At 35.7% G+C, this 21,116-nt stretch carries 20 protein-coding genes and 2 pseudogenes; 16 read left to right on the top strand and 6 right to left on the bottom strand.

What is annotated here, in order from left to right; all coding sequences use genetic code 11:
- Window positions 1–177 precede the first annotated feature (177 nt).
- Together glmS and BOD01S_RS23940 are read left to right on the top strand one after the other, a co-directional pair.
- Entirely contained in the window at window positions 178–1,977 is a 1,800-nt protein-coding gene (glmS, locus tag BOD01S_RS16770) for a glutamine--fructose-6-phosphate transaminase (isomerizing) (protein WP_036152977.1), read from the top strand.
- Between the two features lie 133 nt (window positions 1,978–2,110).
- Window positions 2,111–2,287 (top strand): annotated as a pseudogene (locus tag BOD01S_RS23940) (TnsA endonuclease N-terminal domain-containing protein); the annotation flags it as partial.
- Window positions 2,288–2,589: 302 nt separating this feature from the next.
- Here the strand turns inward: BOD01S_RS23940 and BOD01S_RS23050 are convergent.
- Window positions 2,590–2,739 (bottom strand): annotated as a pseudogene (locus BOD01S_RS23050) (IS256 family transposase); the annotation flags it as partial.
- 205 nt (window positions 2,740–2,944) lie between these two features.
- On the opposite strand from BOD01S_RS23050, the gene BOD01S_RS23045 reads away from it, so the two are divergent.
- Window positions 2,945–3,178, top strand: coding sequence for a hypothetical protein (locus BOD01S_RS23045; RefSeq protein ID WP_143815063.1), 234 nt, complete (start codon window positions 2,945–2,947; stop codon window positions 3,176–3,178).
- Here BOD01S_RS23045 and BOD01S_RS16760 read toward each other — a convergent pair.
- The gene (locus BOD01S_RS16760) at window positions 3,138–3,812 is read right to left on the bottom strand and encodes a hypothetical protein (RefSeq protein ID WP_156117011.1); all 675 of its coding nucleotides are present in this window, start codon (window positions 3,810–3,812) and stop codon (window positions 3,138–3,140) included. The two genes, BOD01S_RS23045 and BOD01S_RS16760, sit on opposite strands and share 41 nt — an antisense overlap.
- Window positions 3,813–3,815: 3 nt before the next feature.
- Window positions 3,816–4,493, bottom strand: a complete 678-nt coding sequence (locus BOD01S_RS16755; RefSeq protein WP_036152969.1) for a hypothetical protein — start codon at window positions 4,491–4,493, stop codon at window positions 3,816–3,818.
- 214 nt (window positions 4,494–4,707) lie between these two features.
- Here BOD01S_RS16755 and BOD01S_RS16750 point away from each other — a divergent pair, with 214 nt between their 5' ends.
- Complete coding sequence (locus BOD01S_RS16750; RefSeq protein WP_036152966.1) at window positions 4,708–5,652, top strand: Rgg family transcriptional regulator; 945 nt, start codon at window positions 4,708–4,710, stop codon at window positions 5,650–5,652.
- Window positions 5,653–6,480: 828 nt separating this feature from the next.
- Here BOD01S_RS16750 and BOD01S_RS16740 read toward each other — a convergent pair.
- A complete protein-coding gene (locus BOD01S_RS16740) occupies window positions 6,481–7,062 on the bottom strand; it encodes an LOG family protein (protein WP_036152960.1) in 582 nt (193 codons plus the stop codon).
- A gap of 91 nt (window positions 7,063–7,153) precedes the next feature.
- Between BOD01S_RS16740 and BOD01S_RS16735 the strand changes: the two genes are divergently transcribed.
- The 7 genes from BOD01S_RS16735 to wrbA all read left to right on the top strand — a co-directional run bounded on the left by BOD01S_RS16735 (window position 7,154) and on the right by wrbA (window position 13,178).
- Complete coding sequence (locus tag BOD01S_RS16735) at window positions 7,154–7,474, top strand: MazG nucleotide pyrophosphohydrolase domain-containing protein (RefSeq protein WP_036152959.1); 321 nt, start codon at window positions 7,154–7,156, stop codon at window positions 7,472–7,474.
- Between the two features lie 536 nt (window positions 7,475–8,010).
- Window positions 8,011–8,565 carry an NADPH-dependent FMN reductase gene (locus BOD01S_RS16730; protein ID WP_036152957.1) on the top strand — a complete coding sequence of 185 codons (555 nt, stop codon included), beginning with the start codon at window positions 8,011–8,013 and terminating at the stop codon, window positions 8,563–8,565.
- A 366-nt stretch (window positions 8,566–8,931) separates the two neighbouring features.
- Window positions 8,932–9,870 carry a ring-cleaving dioxygenase gene (locus BOD01S_RS16725; RefSeq protein WP_036152954.1) on the top strand — a complete coding sequence of 313 codons (939 nt, stop codon included), beginning with the start codon at window positions 8,932–8,934 and terminating at the stop codon, window positions 9,868–9,870.
- Window positions 9,871–9,893: 23 nt separating this feature from the next.
- Complete coding sequence (locus tag BOD01S_RS16720) at window positions 9,894–10,502, top strand: flavin reductase family protein (RefSeq protein ID WP_036152952.1); 609 nt, start codon at window positions 9,894–9,896, stop codon at window positions 10,500–10,502.
- Between the two features lie 39 nt (window positions 10,503–10,541).
- Window positions 10,542–11,489, top strand: coding sequence for a ring-cleaving dioxygenase (locus BOD01S_RS16715; protein ID WP_036152950.1), 948 nt, complete (start codon window positions 10,542–10,544; stop codon window positions 11,487–11,489).
- Window positions 11,486–12,091, top strand: a complete 606-nt coding sequence (locus BOD01S_RS16710; protein WP_036152948.1) for an alpha/beta hydrolase — start codon at window positions 11,486–11,488, stop codon at window positions 12,089–12,091. Before BOD01S_RS16715 ends, BOD01S_RS16710 begins: the two co-directional genes overlap by 4 nt.
- Window positions 12,092–12,512: 421 nt before the next feature.
- Window positions 12,513–13,178, top strand: coding sequence for an NAD(P)H:quinone oxidoreductase (wrbA, locus tag BOD01S_RS16705; protein WP_036152946.1), 666 nt, complete (start codon window positions 12,513–12,515; stop codon window positions 13,176–13,178).
- A gap of 245 nt (window positions 13,179–13,423) precedes the next feature.
- Here the strand turns inward: wrbA and BOD01S_RS16700 are convergent, their stop codons facing one another.
- Window positions 13,424–13,759, bottom strand: a complete 336-nt coding sequence (locus BOD01S_RS16700; RefSeq protein WP_036152944.1) for a 2Fe-2S iron-sulfur cluster-binding protein — start codon at window positions 13,757–13,759, stop codon at window positions 13,424–13,426.
- Between the two features lie 367 nt (window positions 13,760–14,126).
- Here BOD01S_RS16700 and BOD01S_RS16695 point away from each other — a divergent pair, with 367 nt between their 5' ends.
- From BOD01S_RS16695 to BOD01S_RS16680, 4 genes are all read left to right on the top strand, one after another.
- Complete coding sequence (locus tag BOD01S_RS16695; RefSeq protein ID WP_036152942.1) at window positions 14,127–15,386, top strand: glycosyl hydrolase family 18 protein; 1,260 nt, start codon at window positions 14,127–14,129, stop codon at window positions 15,384–15,386.
- A 1,340-nt stretch (window positions 15,387–16,726) separates the two neighbouring features.
- Window positions 16,727–17,212 carry a DinB family protein gene (locus BOD01S_RS16690; RefSeq protein ID WP_036152941.1) on the top strand — a complete coding sequence of 162 codons (486 nt, stop codon included), beginning with the start codon at window positions 16,727–16,729 and terminating at the stop codon, window positions 17,210–17,212.
- Between the two features lie 263 nt (window positions 17,213–17,475).
- Window positions 17,476–17,880 (top strand): GyrI-like domain-containing protein, encoded by a 405-nt coding sequence (locus tag BOD01S_RS16685; protein ID WP_036152939.1) that lies wholly within the window; start codon window positions 17,476–17,478, stop codon window positions 17,878–17,880.
- Window positions 17,881–18,029: 149 nt separating this feature from the next.
- Window positions 18,030–18,614, top strand: coding sequence for an SMI1/KNR4 family protein (locus BOD01S_RS16680; RefSeq protein WP_036152937.1), 585 nt, complete (start codon window positions 18,030–18,032; stop codon window positions 18,612–18,614).
- A 551-nt stretch (window positions 18,615–19,165) separates the two neighbouring features.
- Here BOD01S_RS16680 and BOD01S_RS16675 read toward each other — a convergent pair.
- Window positions 19,166–20,065 (bottom strand): PhzF family phenazine biosynthesis protein, encoded by a 900-nt coding sequence (locus tag BOD01S_RS16675; protein WP_036152935.1) that lies wholly within the window; start codon window positions 20,063–20,065, stop codon window positions 19,166–19,168.
- Between the two features lie 125 nt (window positions 20,066–20,190).
- Here BOD01S_RS16675 and BOD01S_RS16670 point away from each other — a divergent pair, with 125 nt between their 5' ends.
- A complete protein-coding gene (locus tag BOD01S_RS16670; RefSeq protein ID WP_036152934.1) occupies window positions 20,191–21,066 on the top strand; it encodes a LysR family transcriptional regulator in 876 nt (291 codons plus the stop codon).
- Window positions 21,067–21,116: the final 50 nt, after the last annotated feature.

Raw genomic sequence — 21,116 nt, 5'->3', positions numbered from 1 at the left:
GCTGCACAAAAAAATGAATAGGCACCCAATTAAATATTAAAAAAGCTACAGGGCCTGCTTTGTGCGTTAAACAGAACGCTAAAAAAGGTTCACCCGTAGTATGTTTTTCTATTGTCTTTTTATGACAGATTAATAGGCAAACGGCGGGTGTGAGGTAGCGAACGGAGGAAAAGGAATATGTGTGGAATCGTAGGATATAATGGAACAGTAGATGCAAAAGAAATTTTATTAAAAGGTTTAGAGAAGCTGGAATACCGCGGTTATGACTCAGCAGGAATTGCTGTGCACAACGAAGAGGGCGTGACAGTTTTCAAAGAAAAAGGACGTATTGCTGACCTGCGTGATGCAGTGGATAGTGAAGTAGAGGCGCATATCGGAATCGGCCATACACGCTGGGCAACACACGGTGTACCAAATAAATCAAACGCACACCCTCACCAATCTGCAACAGGACGTTTTACGCTTGTACACAACGGAGTGATTGAAAACTATCACCTGCTGCAAAAAGCATATTTAAAAAATGTGACAATGCAGTCTGATACGGATACAGAAGTAATCGTTCAATTGATTGAAGCTTTCTCAAAAGAGGGTCTATCAACAGTTGATGCATTCCGCAAGACATTAGGACTTGTACATGGTTCATATGCACTCGCGTTACTTGATAACGAGGATCCTGAAACGATCTATGTAGCGAAAAATAAATCACCGTTATTAGTGGGTGTAGGTTCAGAATTCAATGTTGTAGCTTCTGATGCGATGGCCATGCTGCAAGTAACGGACCAGTTCATCGAGCTTCATGATAAAGAAGTAGTGATTGTAAAGAAAGACAGCGTAGTCATCACGACACTGGAAGGCCAAACAGTAGAACGTGCGCCATTTACTGCTGAACTAGATGCAAGTGATATCGAAAAAGGCACGTACCCTCACTATATGCTAAAAGAAATGGATGAACAGCCAGGCGTTGTCCGCAAAATTATTCAAGCATATGAGCAGGATGAAGAGCTTGTTATCGAGCAGCCGATTTTAGACGCTATTACGGCTTCTGATCGTATTTATATTATCGCAGCAGGCACAAGCTATCATGCAGGGCTTGTAGGAAAACAATATTTTGAGAAAATGGCGGGCATTCCGGTAGAAGTGCATATTTCAAGTGAGTTCGGCTACAATATGCCGTTGCTTTCTGAAAAACCATTGTTTATCTTCATCACGCAATCAGGTGAAACTGCTGACAGCCGTCAAGTACTTGTGAAAATCAAGGATCTTGGCTACCCGACACTAACAATTACAAATGTTCAAGGATCTACACTTTCTCGTGAAGCAGACCATACGCTATTGTTGCATGCAGGTCCTGAGATTGCGGTAGCTTCTACAAAAGCTTATGTAGCACAAGTAGCGGTTCTTGCTATTGCAGCTTACGTAACAGGTAAGGCAACAGGCAAAGCAATCGACTTTGATTTAAAACAAGAGCTTGCCATTGCGGCAAATGGAATTCAGTCGATCGTAGACTCAAAAGATGTAATGGAAGAAATTGCAGCAGACTATTTAAAAACTGCCCGCAATGCATTCTTCATCGGCCGTAATCTTGACTTCTGTTTGAGCATGGAGGGTGCACTGAAATTAAAAGAAATTTCATACATCCAGGCTGAGGGCTTTGCAGGCGGCGAATTAAAGCATGGTACAATCGCCTTGATTGAAGAAGGCACGCCGGTATTTGCACTTGTGACACAAGAACAGGTAGCATTAGGCATCCGCGGAAACGTGAAGGAAGTTGTAGCCCGCGGTGCAAACGCTTGTATCATTGCAATGGAAGGACTAGAGGAAGATGGCGATACACTGATCATCCCTCGCGTTCACACGCTGCTTACTCCACTTGTAGCAGTTGTACCATTACAGCTGATCAGCTACTATGCAGCCCTACACCGTGACTGTGACGTTGACAAACCACGTAACCTTGCGAAATCGGTAACGGTTGAGTAATAAGGTGAAGTTATAGTTTTTATTTGTTGGTTTGAAATAAAGTTGCGATGTTTATAAAAAAGATACGACGTTTAAAATAAAATCGCGATGAAATACCTCTTTAGAATATAGTTCTCTAAAGGGGTGTTTTTTTATGTCTAAAAGAAATAGAGCATCTAAAGGGGAAAAGTGGCTCAAATAAGGTCATGGCTCTGGAATAGGTGCAGATTATAAACCGTGGTTAAATATTCAAGATGTCTCTTCGTTAGGAAGAACCACTCGGTTAAAAGGTATTAAAGCAAATAGACAACATGAATTCTTATCCGATTTGGTATAGATTTGAAATAAAGTTCTGATGTTTATAAAAAAGACACGATGTTTAAAATAAAGACGCGATATTTATAAAAAAGTTTGATTGAAAACCCTTTGTTATGTACAGGTTTTTTTATTCAACAATCGGGCCATATTATTGAATAACATTTTTTAAAAAGAGGATTTTATATTAAAATTTACATGTAACTTTACAGAAGAATGAGATGAAGGTTAGGGCTGTTACGGATAGCCAGTTGTATGAGCAAGTAAGTATGTGTATTCGGATTTTATGGTTTAAATAAAGAAGGATGGATTTTATATAATATGATCATATTTTTCGTAGGCAAGAAATTCTGTTAGTTCTGTCGCCAGTAATGAATTAATTGCCCTTTCCAGGTGCGAACGAAAAACCTCTGTAATATCTTGTTTTTTTACTAGTGCATCGACGATTTGTGTTGTAAACTGATTCATTGGTAAGACCTCTTTTCTAGGATTGGTTGTGGTGACTTAATTCTACCAAGAAAGGGTCTTCCTTTTTCTATTGAAATTTTTCATTTACACAAAATATTTTATACTCTCGAAAAAATTAAATTTATCTCATTAAATATATTTTAATGGAATCATGGTATAATTCGCATGATTTAGAAAGAAAGCTATTTTACCCATGGCGGTTTTAATGACAAAACTTGATGAAGCGGTATATTCAGAAGAATGGAATGAAGTTATTTTAGTTGGAAGAGGATTAAGTTTGACGGGAACAATAGTTAATTTGCTTGTGGACATAAAAATGGCACCTCCCTTGATTGATATGTGTATCGTACCGGAGGTGCCTACTGTTTTATATGTGTTATTTGATTACTGGTTTACTATTATTCATTTGTTATTTCCAACAAAATGTCTTGAAGCATAGGCAGGAATTTTGCTTCACCTTCATTTAATAAATGAAAATAATCATCCTCATTACTTGGGAATTTGTTTGTAGTCGAAAAATCCACCTGAGCTACCCCATTTTTGTAAGAAATTAAATAAGAAGTATGTGTGGTAGGTATTAGATCTTGATATTCTTTGTCTACAAATTCAATTCTACCGGGGCTAAAACTCTGAAGACTTAATATTTTTGTGGTTGTAAACTCTGGTGCATATATTAGATTTAGTCTGACTAAAATTGTTTCATCTTTACTTAAATAAAGAAATTCATATCTACTCGGACGATTTGTATCATTATCTACTCCATCATTGTTTCTAATATCTAATGTTTGGTAATCAGGGAATGTCGTTAAACTTCTATTTAAATCTTCTCCCTTTGTAATTAAAGCAAAACCTTCAGGGTGTAATTTTTCTTTGAGCAGAGAAACATCACTATTAAACTCAATATATTTATTAATGGGTTTAACTTCTTCTTGTTTGTCCGTGGAATTATCTTCCGCAAGTGTATCATTCGATAAATACGCTTTTCCAATTAAGAACAGGACTAACAATACTAAAACTAACAGAATTAACTGAGACAGATGTTTTTTTCTTAATAACATAATTGTAAGTTTCACACCTTATGGATATAAGTTGTAAGTAGCATCCCAAGATTCAGAATAAATGTCCTTAGTGGATGCCTTATGAGCTGTCACTGTCACCGGATATGAATAATTACCTGTATAACCCGTTGAAGACCCTGTATCTACATATTTTACTGTTGCCGTTCCAGTCACAGCAGTACCTTTCCACCAAGTTGCGATTCCGCCCCATTTACCTGCAGGCACATTATAAGGCCCAAATTTATAACCTACAGCTTCGTTAGTAGCTCTTGTTTCTTTTAAACCACCTGTCACCGAACCACTAGCCTTCGCTAATATTTTCACTTTAAGTTCTGCTGATATCGTTAAGCTACCTGAGTATTCCGAACCCACACTTGAAGAACTAGTTACATCCATAGTAATTGGGAATGGACTAGAGCCTCTTGTATTATTATGTGATATTGATGCGATTGATTTAAATTTATTTTTTGTACTAGTACCTGTATTTGGTTTATAATCAACAAAAATTGGGTTATCCCAACCAATAATTAAAGGTGTCATAATTTTACTTTCTTCAACGCCATTAATTAACGTTTCTTGCGGAGGCGCATAAATCACTTCAGGTTGTATAGGTTCTTCCGCTTTTGCTGTACCCGTAAAGCCTGTTCCCAAAATCAAGGTTGATAGAGCTAGAGCCTTAAAAATGTTTTTTTTCAATTTACATTCTCCTTTAATTTTAGTTTTAAAAACACACCACCGATACACCCATTAGCTACCACCTATAATATCCCAAATTAGGATGATTATTTCTACCATACAGACACCTCCTAAATAATGTATAATATATATTACCTATTTCAATTATCATATATTGTCAGAATTATTTGTTATTTTGTAAAGTATAGTTGACTTAATTGGAGGGACAGACGAAATGTTATTCGATGTGGGTTTAGTTGTTAGGGATATAAGAAAATCAAAAAATTTAAAATCCAGTTATGTGTATGAGGGCATTCTTTCACGACAAGCTAGTTGTAATTTCGAAAAGGGTTTAAACGATACAACGGTAAAAAAATTTTTCATTATATTAGAACGTCTCAATATTTCAATAGAAGAATTTCATATTGCTTTATCTAAAAATAATACTAGTCAATTTGAATTATTCGGTGAAATATCTAAGCACTTTTATAAAAATGATGTGAACGGCTTAGAAAAAATGATGTTTGAAATGGAAAAAAAGTACGCTAATAACGGAAATGTTAGGTTCCTTCACTATAAAATTATGATTCACCAAATTATAAACACGATTAATAACAAGAAACACGCCGAGGATTTTGATGTTTTAAGGAATTATTTAGTTAATTGTAATTCATGGGGCTATTACGAAATTACCTTATTTGGGAACTGTATAAATTTTTTTTCTCAAGAATTTATTGATACAGTATATTATCGAGTTAAAAAGAATCTCAATCAAATTCAATATTTTAATCGGTATACAAACGAGTTTGCTAAAATTCTATTAAATATTATTTTTTTGAGTATCAAAAAGGGGGATTATGAGCATGCAAAAAAATATCTAGTCGAATACAATACTTTAATCTTTTCTCTCGAAAATGATACTTATTATAAAATGATGCGGAAATTTTATAATAGTTTAATGGACGTACTATACAGACAGAAGAATACTTTTGAGGAATTAGAAAATGTATTAAATATATTAGAGTTTTTAGAACTCCATAATCGAAAAAAACAATGTATTTCGCTTTTAGAAAGCTTAAATTTTAAAATCACTTCTAATCTAACTGAAAAGGGTAATGTCTATAAGATCCAACAATCTCTTTTTAGGCCTAGCCAGATTTCCGCGGATTTACAACGATAAGGAGTCTTATAGTCTTATCATAAATCTGGCCGTTCCCCTTATATGGGGAGGAAGATGTCATATTTCTTTTAGGCATAAAAAAACACTCCTTTAGATTAAAGTAATCCAAAGGAGTAAACCGGCGCAACTTTATTTAAAACAGTTCATCTTTTTTAAAGACAGTACAACTATATTTGAAATCTACAGCAGTGAAATATAACTTGGAGAATACATAATGAAAATAAAACCAACAAAAAAATCTTACTATCATGGATTGATAGTTATGTACCAGAAAAAGACTTGTTTTTTTCTATCTAAAGAACATCTTAATAATGAAATCGACTTTAAAGATGTATTATTAATGCCAATAGACGAGTTTTATAATCACAGTACGTATGGACAATTAAAGTTTGTGAATAGTTATGGATACATCAAAAAACATTTCTTGAAAAGTTAAAACAGTATCATTATAAGGAGTTCCTAGGTGAAGTACTATACTTAGGGGACATCGTAATGTGGAAAGATAAAAATGAAATCATTCAACATGCTGCTTATTATATTGAGGATGGGTTATATTTTAATAAACATGGGTAAACGATGTTTAAACCTTCTTTCTTTCAAAATGGATTCTTCTTTTTTACCGTAAAATACGGGTTTGTGAGGCATTTTTGATTAAACTTTATTAGAAAGCAACAAAATATGGAAGTGTCTAAAGAGGAATTGATAGCTATTTGCAAGATAGAAGAAACAGGGAATCGGGCATTTTTCAAAGCGAAGATGAACCATATAGTTATTATTTTAAATATGAAAAACAGACCAAGCATAATAAATTGGTCTGTTTTTTATCCACTAAATCTGTTTTTCAGTAATGTAAGTTTTTACAGTTGGAGGTTCATATGTATTAAATTTATCAAGTATCCCTTTTGGGTCACTATCTACTATTGCCATGGAACGGTACTTTTCGTGTAAAAATTGTTCGTCTGACATGTGATTAAATAGTGTAATAAGAGGATCATAATAATGATTAATATTTAAGAGCCCACATGGTTTATTATGAAGTCCTAGTTGAGCCCACGTAAAAATTTCAAAGAACTCTTCTAAAGTTCCTGGCCCGCCAGGTAAAGCTATAAATCCATCTGCCAAATCTGCCATTTTCGCTTTTCTCTCATGCATAGAATCTACGATGATAAGCTCTGTTAAGTCTTTATGGGCTATTTCTCTATCATCGAGAAAACTAGGCATAACACCAATTACATATCCTCCTTCGTCTAAAACTGAATCTGCAACAGCACCCATAAGTCCAACACTCGCTCCACCATAAACAAGTGCAATATTTCGTTTTGCTAGTTCTTTACCAAATTTTTTTGCGGATTCTATATAGACATCAGATGATCCATTACTTGATCCACAAAATACGGCTAATCTTTTCAATCTATCCCCTCCTAAGTCATCAATCTTAAATATTATATAAAACTTTTAATTATTGTTAAACTTAAGATGTGAAAATGGAGGTTAGATGAAAATGGACGTTACTGAATTTCAGCAATGGGTAAAGGAGTATTATGAAAGTAGAGGCTGGTCTGAATTAGACATTTTTATTCGTATTGGTTTTTTAGCAGAAGAAACGGGTGAAGTTGCACGAGCTATAAGAGCCCTTGAGATAGGAAGGGATAGACCTGATGAAATTAAGGGATCCTATGAGGAAAATAAACAGGAGTTAACTGAAGAATTAGGGGATGTATTAGGCAATTTAATTGTAATTGCAAACAAATATGATATTCCTCTGGAAGAGGTTTTTCAAGCGCATAAAAAGAAACTATCAGAACGTTACTCAAATAATTAGGTTAATATGTTTTTCTCAACTTAAGCAAAAGTTTTAATTCATCTTTTTTATAAAAATCAAACTAGCAATCATAATAAGACAACCATTTCGATCCTCTTTGTTCAAAATGGTTGTCTTTCATTTACCGCAAAATAAAGCTTCATATGAGAGCCCGTATAAATATGTAGTAATATGCTGTACCTCCTGTTTTTAGGAAGGGTGTAAAAGCATTTTTTTATGTATGACATAGAATCTAATATAGTCTAAATGAAGCAAATCAAAGAAAGATTAATGAATAGAGGCCTCTCAAACCACCTATTATTCCCGTACCAATTAAGGAAGCTTTTTTAAATGACCAATTTTACGGGTGTAGCCTCAGCATGCATTGGATATTACTATCATTACGATACAGCTGGTAGTAACCAAGGAGCCCCCAATAATGATGAGTTATATAAGCAATCAGTGATCTAATATTTGACAAATAAAATTAAATAATATATTATCTCAATATCAAGAATCTCGAATTAGTGATAAAATGAAGAGAGGAAAGTGTTAAGATGACAAAAGTAGGTATTTTACTTGGAAGTTTACGAAAAGAATCTTTTTCAAAAAAGCTTGCAGCGAATGTAGCACCTTTATTCCCTGAAGATTACGAAGCAGAAATTGTAGAGATCGGAAATCTGCCTTTATATAATCAAGATTTTGATGATGAAAATAATGCTCCATCAGAATACACTACATTTCGTAATAAGATGAAGGAAATTGATGCCGTTTTATTTATAACGCCTGAATATAACCGTTCCATTCCTGCAGTATTAAAAAATGCATTGGATGTAGGGTCACGCCCTTATGGAGCAAGTGTATGGAATGGCAAGCCAGCTGCAATTATCAGCCAATCTCCGGGTAACCTAAGCGGCTTTGGTGCCAACCATCATTTACGCCAGCCTCTTGTATTCTTGAATATGCCAACACTTCAACAACCTGAAGCATACATTGGAAATGTTTCGAACTTATTAGATGAAAATGGAAAAATTAAAGAAGAAGGAACGGTTAAGTTTTTACAATCCTTCGTAGCTGCTTTTGTTGATATGATTAAGAAATATCAAGCATAAGAAGTTTTGTATCTTGCGTTAAAAGGCATTGGTATTTAATTCCTGCCAGTGCCTTTCTTTATGAAATATGGTGGTAAAATAAAAAGGCTATTAATCAAAAAATACACCCTAGTTCGAGAAATGCAATCACCTGCCTGTTCTTGTATTTGGAAATATGCGTGCAGCTTTTAAAAAAGGAAGAGATAAAGTTTAAACTTGTATTTTTTTTTTTTTTTTGAATAATATCTCGAATTCGAGATATTCCCGATTAAAGATTCTTAATTGGAGGGTAAAATTATACAAGACTTAAATAATTGGGAGAAGAACAAAATAAGGTATCGAGCCTCTTTAAATGACTGGATTTTACATTAAGAAGGAGTGTTAAAAATGAATAAGAAAACAATGGGCATTCACCATATTACGGCAATTGTCGGACATCCTCAAGAGAATATAGATTTTTACGCTGGAGTTTTAGGGCTGCGTTTAGTTAAGCAAACCGTTAATTTTGATGATCCGGATACCTATCACCTTTATTTCGGTAATGAAGGCGGAAAACCAGGAACAATAATTACATTCTTCCCATGGGTAGGAGCGCGTCAAGGAATCATAGGAGATGGTCAAGTAGGGGTTACTTCCTATATAGTCCCAAAGGGGTCAATGGGATTTTGGGAGAAGCGGCTTGAAAAATTTAAGATTCCCTATACAAAAATGGAGCGTTTCGGAGAGCAGTATTTGAAATTTGATGATCCACACGGTCTTCACTTGGAAATTGTTGAGAGAGAAGAAGGGAAGGTCAATACTTGGACCTTTGGCGAAGTAACACCAGCTGTTGCTATAAAAGGGTTTGGAGGCGCTACTCTATTATCAGCACAGCCAGAGAAAACAGGTGAATTATTAGAAAAAATAATGGGTCTAGAATTAGTTGGCAAAGAAGGAGACTTCGCTCGGTATCGTTCCACTGCTGATATCGGTAATATTATCGATTTAAAACTAACTCCTGATGGACGCGGGCAAATGGGAGTAGGAACTGTCCACCACATTGCTTGGAGAGCAACTGATGATAAAGACCAATTAGATTGGCAAAGATATGTCGCATCTAATGGATACGGAGTTACTCCTGTTCAGGATAGAAACTACTTTAATGCTATTTACTTCAGAGAACATGGACAAATACTGTTTGAAATTGCGACTGATCCTCCAGGGTTCGCACATGATGAATCAAATGAAACAATGGGTGAGAAATTGATGTTACCATCGCAGTATGAGCCCCATAGATCAGAAATTGAAGCGTTATTATTACCAGTTGAAGTAAGGGAATTAGATTAATTTTATAAAAAGGAGTGATCTCTTTGCTTTCAATCGACCCGATCTCGTTGTCTGAACGAGATAATTATAAATTTCTAATAGGCAGCATCATTCCTAGGCCAATAGCTTTTGTCACAACGTTATCAAATGAAGGGGTTTTAAATGGAGCACCGTTCAGCTATTTTAATATCGTGTCATCCAATCCCCCGATGATATCCTTATCCATTCAACGGTCATCTGGGAGACAAAAGGATACAGCTAGAAATATCATCGAGTCCAAGCAATTTGTTGTTCATATCGTTGACGAACAAAATGTTGAAAAGATAAATAAAACAGCCGCAAACCTTCCGCCGGATGAAAGCGAGATTGAGTTAGCCGGCCTCACCTTGGCAGATAGTGTGAAAATCTCCGTTCCCGGCGTAAAGGAAGCGAAAATCCGCATGGAATGTTCGTTAGAGTATTCCTTGGAATTGGGAGGTACCGATTCAATAGGGTGTGATTTTATTATAGGAAAGGTTGTTCAGTTTCATATTGAAAAAGATATTTATGAAAACGGAAGAATTGATCCAAGTGGTTTGGCAGCAGTAAGCCGATTGGCTGGGAATAACTATGCTAAGATTGGCGAGATTTTCGAAATCGAAAGACCAAAATAGTTCTTTATAAAAACCCATTCATGGAATAGAGGGAATAATATGCAACAAACACAAGGTATTCATCATATCTCAGCAATGGTAAACGACGCTCAAAGAAATATTGACTTTTATGCAGGTGTACTAGGATTAAGGCTTGTTAAAAAAACGATTAACTTTGATCGGCCGGAAGTGTACCACCTATACTTTGGTAATGAAACCGGACAACCAGGAACAGTGATTACTTTTTTTCCATGGGCTAAACAGTTAAAAGGCCGGATTGGGACTGGTCAGGTTGGAGTGACGAGTTATATTATCCCAAAGGGCGCAGTTCCATTTTGGGAAAATCGATTACGTAAATTCGGAGTGGAATTTACTTCATCCACTCGCTTTGACGAGAAGTATTTGAAGTTTAACGATCCTGACGGGCTCCTGCTTGAATTGGTGGAACGGGATGAAGGACCAATAAACACATGGAACTTCGGAGGTATTCAGGCGGAAAATGCCATTAAAGGGTTTGGCGGAGCTGTTCTCTTCTCGGCAAAACCGCATAAGACAGCGGATGTTCTAGAAAATATATTAGGGTTAGATTGCATAGGTCAAGAAAACGAATTTCTAAGATTTAAATCTGATGGAAATGTAGGAAACACTATTGATATTCACTTAAATCCTTCAGTACGAGGATTGATGGGGGCTGGAACGGTTCACCATATTGCATGGAGAGCAAAGGATGAGGAAGAGCATCAAAAGTGGAGATCTCTTCTCCTTGAAAAGGGATACTATCCGACTGAGATTCTGGATAGAAACTATTTCAAAGCACTTTATTTCCATGAAGAGGGAGGCATCCTTATTGAAATTGCGACAGATTCACCAGGCTTTGCAGTGGATGAACGTTTCGATGAACTTGGAAAAAAACTTATGCTGCCGTCCTGGTTGGAGCCACAAAGAGATGTATTAGAAGAAAAGTTACCTCATGTAGAGGTTCGTGTTCTGGAGGGAAATAAAGAATGAAACATATATTTAATCAGGGGCAAGACCCAACAAAGCCAACATTATTATTGCTTCATGGCACAGGTGGGAATGAATTAGATCTGCTACCTCTTGCAGGCCGAATTGATGATGAGGCTTCCGTATTAAGCATTCGAGGAAGTGTTTTAGAAAATGGAATGCCACGATTTTTCCGCAGACTGGCTGAAGGGGTATTTGATGAAGAGGACCTTGTTTTCCGAACAAAAGAATTAAATGAGTTTCTAGATGAGGCGGCAGAAAAATATAAATTTGACCGAAATAATATTATCGCCATTGGGTACTCGAATGGAGCGAACATTGCAGCAAGTTTATTATTTCATTATCAACATGCATTAAAGGGAGCGATTCTTCATCATCCTATGGTACCAAGAAGGGGAATTGATCTTCCTGATTTGTCAGGTAAGTCTGTTTTTATTGCTGCTGGAACTAATGATCCGATCTGCCTGCCAATGGAAACTGCTGAATTAGAATCTTTATTAAAAAATGCTAATGCGAAAGTTGAACTTCATTGGGAAAATAGAGGTCATCAATTAACTGTGGAGGAAGTCGAAGCCTCCACAAAGTGGTATAAAGGAACTTTTTAAGTAAAGGGCGTAATTTCTATTGGAGACTTGGCAATGGACGTACCAATAGTAACCTTCCTTTTGTTTCAAAGAGTTTTTGATGCTTTTCCTTGTGATAGAGCATAGGAAGGGGGTACTTCTAATAAGCCACTATAAATCCAGCGGGAGAACCTTTAAAACTTAATGTTTCCTGACATCTATGCCTGACAATTTGTTCAGCCTTCTATTTTAACGTGTTCATGTATGGTTAGGATGGTATATAGCTCATAACGATTTCCTCCTTTCAAAAGTTGGTGCAGTACCTACATTTGAAAGGAGGCCGTTATGGGCTTTTTTATTTACTTCCAGACGGTGCACGTAGTATTGCAATTTGTCTATAGAAATAAAAAAGGAATAGTGAATAAATAAGTGGCGAAAATAGAAATAATAGGAGGTGTAGTAAATGAGCTTTTTAACCAAACTATTTGGAAATTCATCTGATAAGGAGACTGGAAAAATGACAAATGTAAAATTAGCAGTGATCTATTACAGCATGGGTGGAACAAACTATCAACTATCAAAATGGGCTGAAGAAGGAGCAAAAGGAGCAGGTGCTGAAGTAAAGGTCTTAAAAGTTCCTGAACTTGCACCACAATCAGCTATTGAAGGAAATGCGGCTTGGAAAGCGCATGTCGAAGCGACGAAAGATGTACCTGAGGTCAAATTGGAAGATCTAGAATGGGCAGATGCCATTATTTTCAGCGTACCAACCCGTTTTGGAAATATGCCTTCCCAGATGAAGCAATTTTTAGATACTACTGGTGGTCTTTGGTTTAATGGAAAGCTAGTGAATAAGGTTGTTAGTGCAATGACTTCTGCTCAGAATTCCCATGGTGGTCAAGAGGCAACAATATTATCGCTTTATACAACGATGTATCATTGGGGCGCTATTGTTGCAGTACCTGGCTATACTGATCCGGTTACATTTGGAGCTGGCGGAAATCCATATGGCACAAGTGTCACAGTTGATCAAGACGGCAAAATGATTGAAGATGTTCAAGCAGCTGTAAAACATCAGGCAAAGCGTACTGTTACAGTTGCGGAATGGGTTAAAAAAGCAAATCAATAAAGCACATAAAAAAGCTAATCGGAAATCTGGGATTAGCTTTTTCTTGATTTGTAAGGTAGAAGCGATAGTAGAGCGGAAATACCCATATTGAAACTTTAAGGTACATAAAAAGAAGATATTCAGTTGAAGTAAGACTGTCAGAGCTGAAGATGGAAAGAAAATATCCAGTATAAAAAAGAAATATTAATAATTATCTCATCTTGCTGCTATCTCTTTTGAAGTTTGAATTATTAATAAATGTTTGATTAATCTGCTGGCCTTGGACCTCTGTTACCTTGTGTATTTTCCGAGGTTAAAATAGGGCGAACTGTAATATCTCCAATTACACGAATTTGGCAAGATAGCCGCAAACAGTCTTCATATAAGTTCTCATCAATGTTTTTAATAGCGAAAGCGTTTTTTTCTATTTTAGAAATATCCTTGTATTCACCAGCCAATACTTCCACTCTACAAGTGGTACATTTCGCCCTTCCGCCGCATTTATGAAAAATATTTATATCATTATCTTCTAGAGCCAACACTAATTTTTTCCCTTCCTCTACTTCGAAGGTTTTTCCTCCCACTACGGTGACAAATGGCATCTATGAATACTCCCTTCATAATTTACCTAATGGATGGGTGATAACGAGGTAACCACCACTATCAGTCTGCATTATTCTGTCTATTCTCATACTTAGAAATCATTCATTTGGTGAAAGCTTAAAAAGTTTTACCTAGCGAAGAAATCAGTATGATCGGTAGCTATAAGGAGGGTATCCTCCGAAACCATAACCGAAGAATATCATTAGAATAGTTTTTTCTGCGACATTACCTATAAATCAATTGGATGTGTTTAATGCAGATAGGGATAGGCAATCTGCTACATTTTAAAAGATCATTTGTTTGAGGATAATTCAGTCAACAATCACATATATTTTAGTTAATGATGATGGAGAAATGAGGTTTTCGATGTTTGTATATGTGGTTAAAATGGGCGATTCTTTATTTTCCATTGCCACAAGATATCAAGTGAATATGGATAGTATCCGCATAACGAATGAATTAATAACCGATAGCTTAGTGCCTGGACAGGATTTACTTATTCCAACAAATATGTATACGGTACAGCCAGGTGATTCTTTATATTCTATTTCAAAAATGAGCTTTCTTCCGATTGAAACGATACGTCTATATAATGGTCTTCAATCAGACGTATTAATGGTTGGAATGGGGTTATATCTGCCGCCGCGTGTTAAATATTCAGTAGAGAATTTAAGTTATATGTATCCTACTACTCCCGCACAAGATGAATTAATCATCCGTGCTTTTGCACCCATTAATACGTATTTTGCCATGTTTGAGTATCATATTCTGGATGAGGGAGAGCTAAGTCAGCTAAATGATGACTTTGCTATTCAAATTGCACGAAACAATAGAGTTGCGCCTATAGCTACCATTACTAACTTAACACTTGGCGGCTTTAGCCCGGAAATTACACGCCAAGTGCTGACCGTACCTGAGCAGCGAAACCGTCTAATTAATAATATCTATACACTTGTGACTACCAAAAATTATGCTGGAGTTAATATTGACTTTGAAAGGGTTGGAGAAGCTGAAAGAGATCTATATACTGGGTTTCTGCGTTTATTAGGGGAACGTTTACAATCTGAAGGGTATTCTGTTTCAGTTGCCATCCCCGCTAAAACGAGTGATGATATACCGTGGTTGCGTGGATATGATTTCGGCGGAATTGGATCAGTGGTTGATTTTTTATTTATTATGGCGTATGACTGGCATGTGCCATCCACTGAGCCTGGCCCTGTAGCCCCAATTGGGGAAGTTCGGGCAACTATTGAATATGCGCTCCAGCACATGGACAGAAATAAAATCATTCTCGGGGTACCTAGGTATGGATATGACTGGACGATGGACAACGGCAATGCAGCAGGAGGAAGAGCCGTTTCAGTATCTGGGGCCATACAGCTTGCATTAAGGTATCAAGTGCCAATTCAATATTCCTCTGAATATGAACAACCCTATTTTACATATTGGGACGAGAATGGGAGCCGGCACATTGTTTGGTTTGAAAATACACAGGCCCGTGCAGCAAAGCTACAGTTAGTAGTCGATTATCAATTAAGAGGAGTAGGGGCATGGCAGCTAGGACTTGGTTTTCCACAATCAGCATATTTAGTAAGAGAATTTTTTAATATTAAAAGAGTTATTTAATAATATTTTATATAAATTCACCTAAACACAATTTAATATGGTTTAAGTAAATAAATGAAAAATTTAATTTGACTGAGCTAGTGTAAGTTTACATTAAAGTTAGTAATTTTAAAGCTTAACACCCATTCAACAAGCAACCGATGAATAGAGCTCTTTACCCTGTTTCCAGTTAGCTCTTTCAAACCTTTAAAAGCATCCTGAAAGAATTAGGGTATTGTATAATATCCCGTTCTTTGGAGATGCTTTTTCGTATTGAGGGGAGAAATCATCGCTTACACAATGGGTAAAAGACAGGATACGGCTTCTGTGTTAGATACAATATCATAACTCAAGAGGTTCCGGTTTTTCTTATATATTAATCATCTATTATAAGGTAATCGGATAAATTTAAGTGATTTATAATGTTAGGTTAACAACCGATGATTGAAAAACTTTTTGGTTGAATATACAATAACCCGGCGTGGTAAAATACGGTAAATATGATGTTCGGGGGGATAAAAGTGATATATACAAAATATCTAATAGGTTATTCACTTGGCTATATTGCTGTTACTTTACTATTATACTTCATTTTTGACTGGTACTCCCTAACATTTTTCGTCAGCTCTTTACTCGGTGTTTTCTTATTTGCATTTATATTAAAAAGCCTTTTAAAAAGAGACAAGTGAAGCGTATTATAAAGAATAATACTCAACCTATGCCCAAATCAAAGTTTGGAAATACATCAAAGTTAATACTATTGATTTAGCCAAACTTTATTACAAAGCCCACTTTTATTTTCAAGAATTTTTACGGGTTCATTCAGTCCCTATACCCAACGCTAAATTTATCATTTTAATATCTTCAGTTGTCTAATTATCGTCATCTCCACTAACATAGTAAGTTATACTCTCTTATTCAACAATTTTTTGATGAACAAGCTATTGATAAAATTCTCTATATAAATGCACTTACATAGTATTTTAAATAAAGAAATTCAATAAAATAAATTTGGATTACAAAAAATGGGAAGATGTATAAGGAGTGAGTCTCTGCGGGCTGCTATCAAACAGGAAATGAATTTCTCTGTAAAAGAGTAAAAAACTGTATCAAGAATTTACGAAGAGGAAAAAGAGTTTGAGGCGCTGGGAGAGAGGTTTGCAACAGGTTAACTAGACGGTTTTTTAATGGTATTACTCAAATGAAAGGAGCTGTAATCAGCTTCTTTTTATTATGTTCCTAACGAAGCAGTTTCTTTAAAAAAGGATTTAGGCTATATTTGCCGAAATTGTTAAATGGGTAGTTAATTGTTTGGATTCCATAGTAATTATCCATTCATTTTCCGATATGGGAGGCTTTTTATGCAAACCTTTTTTAGATATAACTGGATAGTAAGAGAAGACTGGTATCATTGGTGTGAAGAGTTAAGTGAAGAAGAGCTTTTGCAAAGTCGAACGGGTGGAATGGGAAGTATATTACATACGCTTTTCCATATTGTAGATGTCGAGTGGAGCTGGATTCGTCTCTTACAGGGTAAACCTGACTTTCAAGAGAACTTCGATCATTATAAAAGCTTGGATAAGGTTCGAAAATTGGATGCAGAATTTCACTTGGAAGTGGAGAACTTTGTGAACAATTGGGATGCTAGTTTAGAAAATCGATTATTTCACGACTCCCTGCCAGATGGAAGAGTCGTAACAGATACTTGGGGCGAAGTTATGAGGCATATCATTGCTCACGAAATTCACCATATAGGACAACTATCTATTTGGTCAAGAGAATTGGGGAAAAAGCCCGTTTCTGCTAACTTTATCGGACGGGGTCTTGCCTCTCCTCCCCAAAAATAATATATGGTAATGCCTGAAAGTGGGATTTTTCTTTCTTGTAATCTGAATTGTACGGTTTATTAAAGAGTGAATCAAACGTTTTTCCAAGCCTATATTAAATCTTGCCAAAATAATAAAATCTTTTCATTATAAATAAAGTAATAAAATTTACCAAAAAGTGGTTTAAAAAGCACATGTTATCGATTACAATTAAAGTAAGCGAACATGTGTTTTTGTTTTGGCTGCCATATCATTTTAAATTAACTTATTGAAGGATGGTATTTATGAATCTAATAATTATTAAGAAAATTAGAACGAGTAATTTTAATGACGAGCGTGTTGTGCAAAAGATCACTGATATGTGGAAAGTTGCCTCAACCGAGTTATCAAATCACAAAGGTACTACATATGGTTTGTACTATGAATATGAGTCTGATTATAAAGGAGATTATACGTTGGGAGTTGCTGTTGAAGGGGAAAATGAATCTTCCATCGTTATTCCCCCTGGTACAAAGTATGAAATATTCGAAGTCAATGCAGCTGAAGAACAAGGGGTATATAATACATGGAATGAGATATGGAAAAAAGAAGAAGAGGGTCAATTAAAACGGGCATATACTTATGATTTCGAAAAGTATTCCCCGGATGGGCGTATTGATGTCTATATTGCTGTTGAAGAAAACTCTTAGGTTTTAAAGGGTGTCATGGAAACCCGTTAAGTGCAATGAAGCTACCTGCATCAAAAGTTAAACGACCTTATCTTAATTTCGTTTTCTATACCGGTAGTCATATAGCCTAACAAATACACTTTAAATTTTATTATGAGGAGGATAAAATAATGGATTTGGTAAACCAATTTTTAAAAGGCTTGAGAGCGGCATTATCAGCAGAGGAGCTTGAGGAATTTAATAAAGCGTGCGGTGCCTCAAAAGAGGATATTGATATACTGAGGTCAGAATATCCAAATTGTCCGGAATCGCTTATCTGTCTACTTGAAAATATTGATGGTACATACTGGCGGAAGTATGGCGATACCGAAATTGTGGTTTGTATTTTAGGGTCGGATGTTGAAGAAGGCGGCTATCCATATTATTTACTGTCTACACAGCAAATGCTTGAAAGTTCAAAAGAGGAAGAAGACATCTCCTATCTTTTAGAATACGAAGATGAGGAGGCTGTTGATCCTAAGATCAACCCGGAAGGACTTCTACCAGGGAAGTATATTCACTTCTCAGATTGCATGAACAATGGAGGAACATCAAGGCTCTATATTGATTTTAATCCTTCTGCTGAAGGGGTATGCGGTCAAATCATCCGATATTTACACGACCCTGATGAATATAGAGTGATTGCAAACAGCTTTGATGAGTATTTGCAGAATCTTATTGAAGGCGGTTTTGTGTACCTGGAAAGCGAAGAATAGGAACTTTTGGCACACTGGGTAACGATTGAAACAAAGTCATGCTTTTTATAAAAATGTTCCGATGTTTTTGTCTTAGAATAATTATTAGCAATATGTTTTAGGTTATGCTTTATTTTAGGCCAATTTTTCTTGTAGTCTTGAAATAGATTTTTACTGTTTCATCCCTTCGAATAATACTTTATCCGAAGGGATATTTTTAATATTATATGGCTGTAGCTTTCCTACTGTCGGAGAAAATTTGTTTTTTCTAACATATTCACCTGATAAACCGAATTCCTTCGACTGAACATTCAGTTAAATCGAAGGGTAAATATCTGAATGGAATTTTGATCTAAATTTATCTTTCCTATTTATATAGCCCTATAGCTTTTATAATCTCATGATAGTATATCTTCCATCTTTTTACTTTTCTCATGTATAATTTATCCTCCTGATAAAGTAACCCACAATCAAATAAATGGCTTCCTATGAAGAAGATCTCCGAATTCAAGCATGTATCGCAATTGTAAACCCAGTAATACATTTAATTGAGGCTTTATAAATAAACGTGTCTATACTAATATTTCTCCAGTCATTGAAACAACTGCTGTTCCTGCAACTTCAATAATGGGCATTCCATTAGTAGGAGTAATCGTTACATAAAGCATTCCAGGCCGGTTAATAGCATGCCCCTGACCGACGATTAATTGGTGTGACTCTTTAATAGACAGGATATTTTCTAAATATAAATAACCAGCTAATGCCCCGTTTGCTGCTCCCGTAACGGGATCTTCATCAATTCCTATATTAGGGCAGAAATCCCTAGTGTAAATATCAAATTCGCCATGTGTATCAAAGGTAAAGAGATGTGTGGTGGATATGTTGTAGTCCTTATTCATCTTTTTTAAGTCATTTAATTTAGGTTCTGCCTCGTCAATAGCTCGTCGTGTTTTTACTGGGACAAGAAGATGTGATACCCCGGTGTTTCCTATTTTTATTGGATATCTATCATCAATATCCGTGCCACGTATGCCGACAAGTTCAGCTACAACTTGAGGATCAATTTCTATGTCATTGACTTGCGGACTGACTTGAGTCATGGATACTGTCTTCAATTGATTGTCTTCCAAAATCCATTTTACGGGGATTAGCCCTATGTTAGTTTCAAAGATAATCTGTTCTTTTTTATCCACCCAATTGTACATAGTGGCCATTAACCATGCTGTACCTAAAGTAGCATGGCCGCAGAAATCTACTTCTTCTGTTGGCGTAAAATATCTGATTCGAAAATCCGCATTTGTTTTAGACGGAGGCATAAGGAAAGCTGTTTCTGAGAGGTTTATCTCATTAGCGATTTTTTTCATTTCTATGTCTGTTAAGCTTTCCGCATTCGGTATAACTCCAGCAGGATTCCCTCCGAAAACCTCACTAGTAAAAGCATCCACATAGAAAACATTTATATTGTTAGACATTATACGATTCCTCCTCAAACTTTTTAATTATTGTATTATGATAAAATAGATAAGTAAAATTAATGTTTAGCATCATAGGTATGAGTAATTCTAATGTAACGATAAATGATGTGTGGAGGTATTACATGAATCTTTTCCAAATAGAAGTATTTATTAAAGTAGTGGACGAGGGGAATTTCACTAGAGCAGGGGAACAGCTAGGCATGACACAGTCTGGCATCAGTCATAATATATCTTCATTAGAGTCGGAACTAGGTATTGTTCTTTTAAATAGAGGGAGAAATGGAATTTCATTAACAGATAGCGGAGAACGTATCATAAGAAATATGAGAAATATCATATCTGAAGCGGAAAGTATTAAACAAGAAACTGCTTCAATTTTAGGTATTGAAAAAGGAAGAATTAGAGTTGGTAGCTTTTCAAGCTTCTCATCGAAAATGCTACCGAGAATAATGTCTGCTTTTAGAAAAGAATTCAAAGGAATTGAAGTTGAATTTTACGAGGGTAGCTACCAACAAATTACACGGTGGGTAGAGGAGGGAAAAGTGGATGTAGGTTTTACATCGTTAAACAATAGCACTGCTAATTTGGAATATATCTCTTTAGTAAATGATAAGTTTGTAATTATATTACCTAATAATCATCACTTAAAAGAGTTTGAACAGATAAATGTGAAAGATATTCAAGGGGAAGATTTTATTATGCCCCGCTCAGGATGCGAGATTAGCATAAAGACATTTTTAAAAGAACATGATGTTTCCCCAAATGTACAATTTAGTGTAGCAGATAATCAAACAATTATTGCAATGGTTCGTGAAGGTTTAGGAATTACAATTATACCTGAATTAGCTTTACCTGATGATTTGCAAGGTGCAACGGTAAAACCTCTCTTACCCGAACCATCGCGTGAAATAATCGTAGTTACTAGACCAAAGAAAACATTACCTCCTGTTGTAAGAGAATTTATCAATACTATTAAAAAATGTACTAATATACTTTAATTGATAAGAAGTAAAACAATTAGAAAAGAAATATCTTTCCGATAGGTTGT

The sequence above is a fragment of the Lysinibacillus odysseyi 34hs-1 = NBRC 100172 genome (assembly GCF_001591965.1).
Lineage (GTDB): Bacteria > Bacillota > Bacilli > Bacillales_A > Planococcaceae > Lysinibacillus_B > Lysinibacillus_B odysseyi.
The sequence above is the reverse complement of the archived record's forward strand: the minus strand, read 5'-3'. Positions and strand labels throughout refer to the sequence as shown.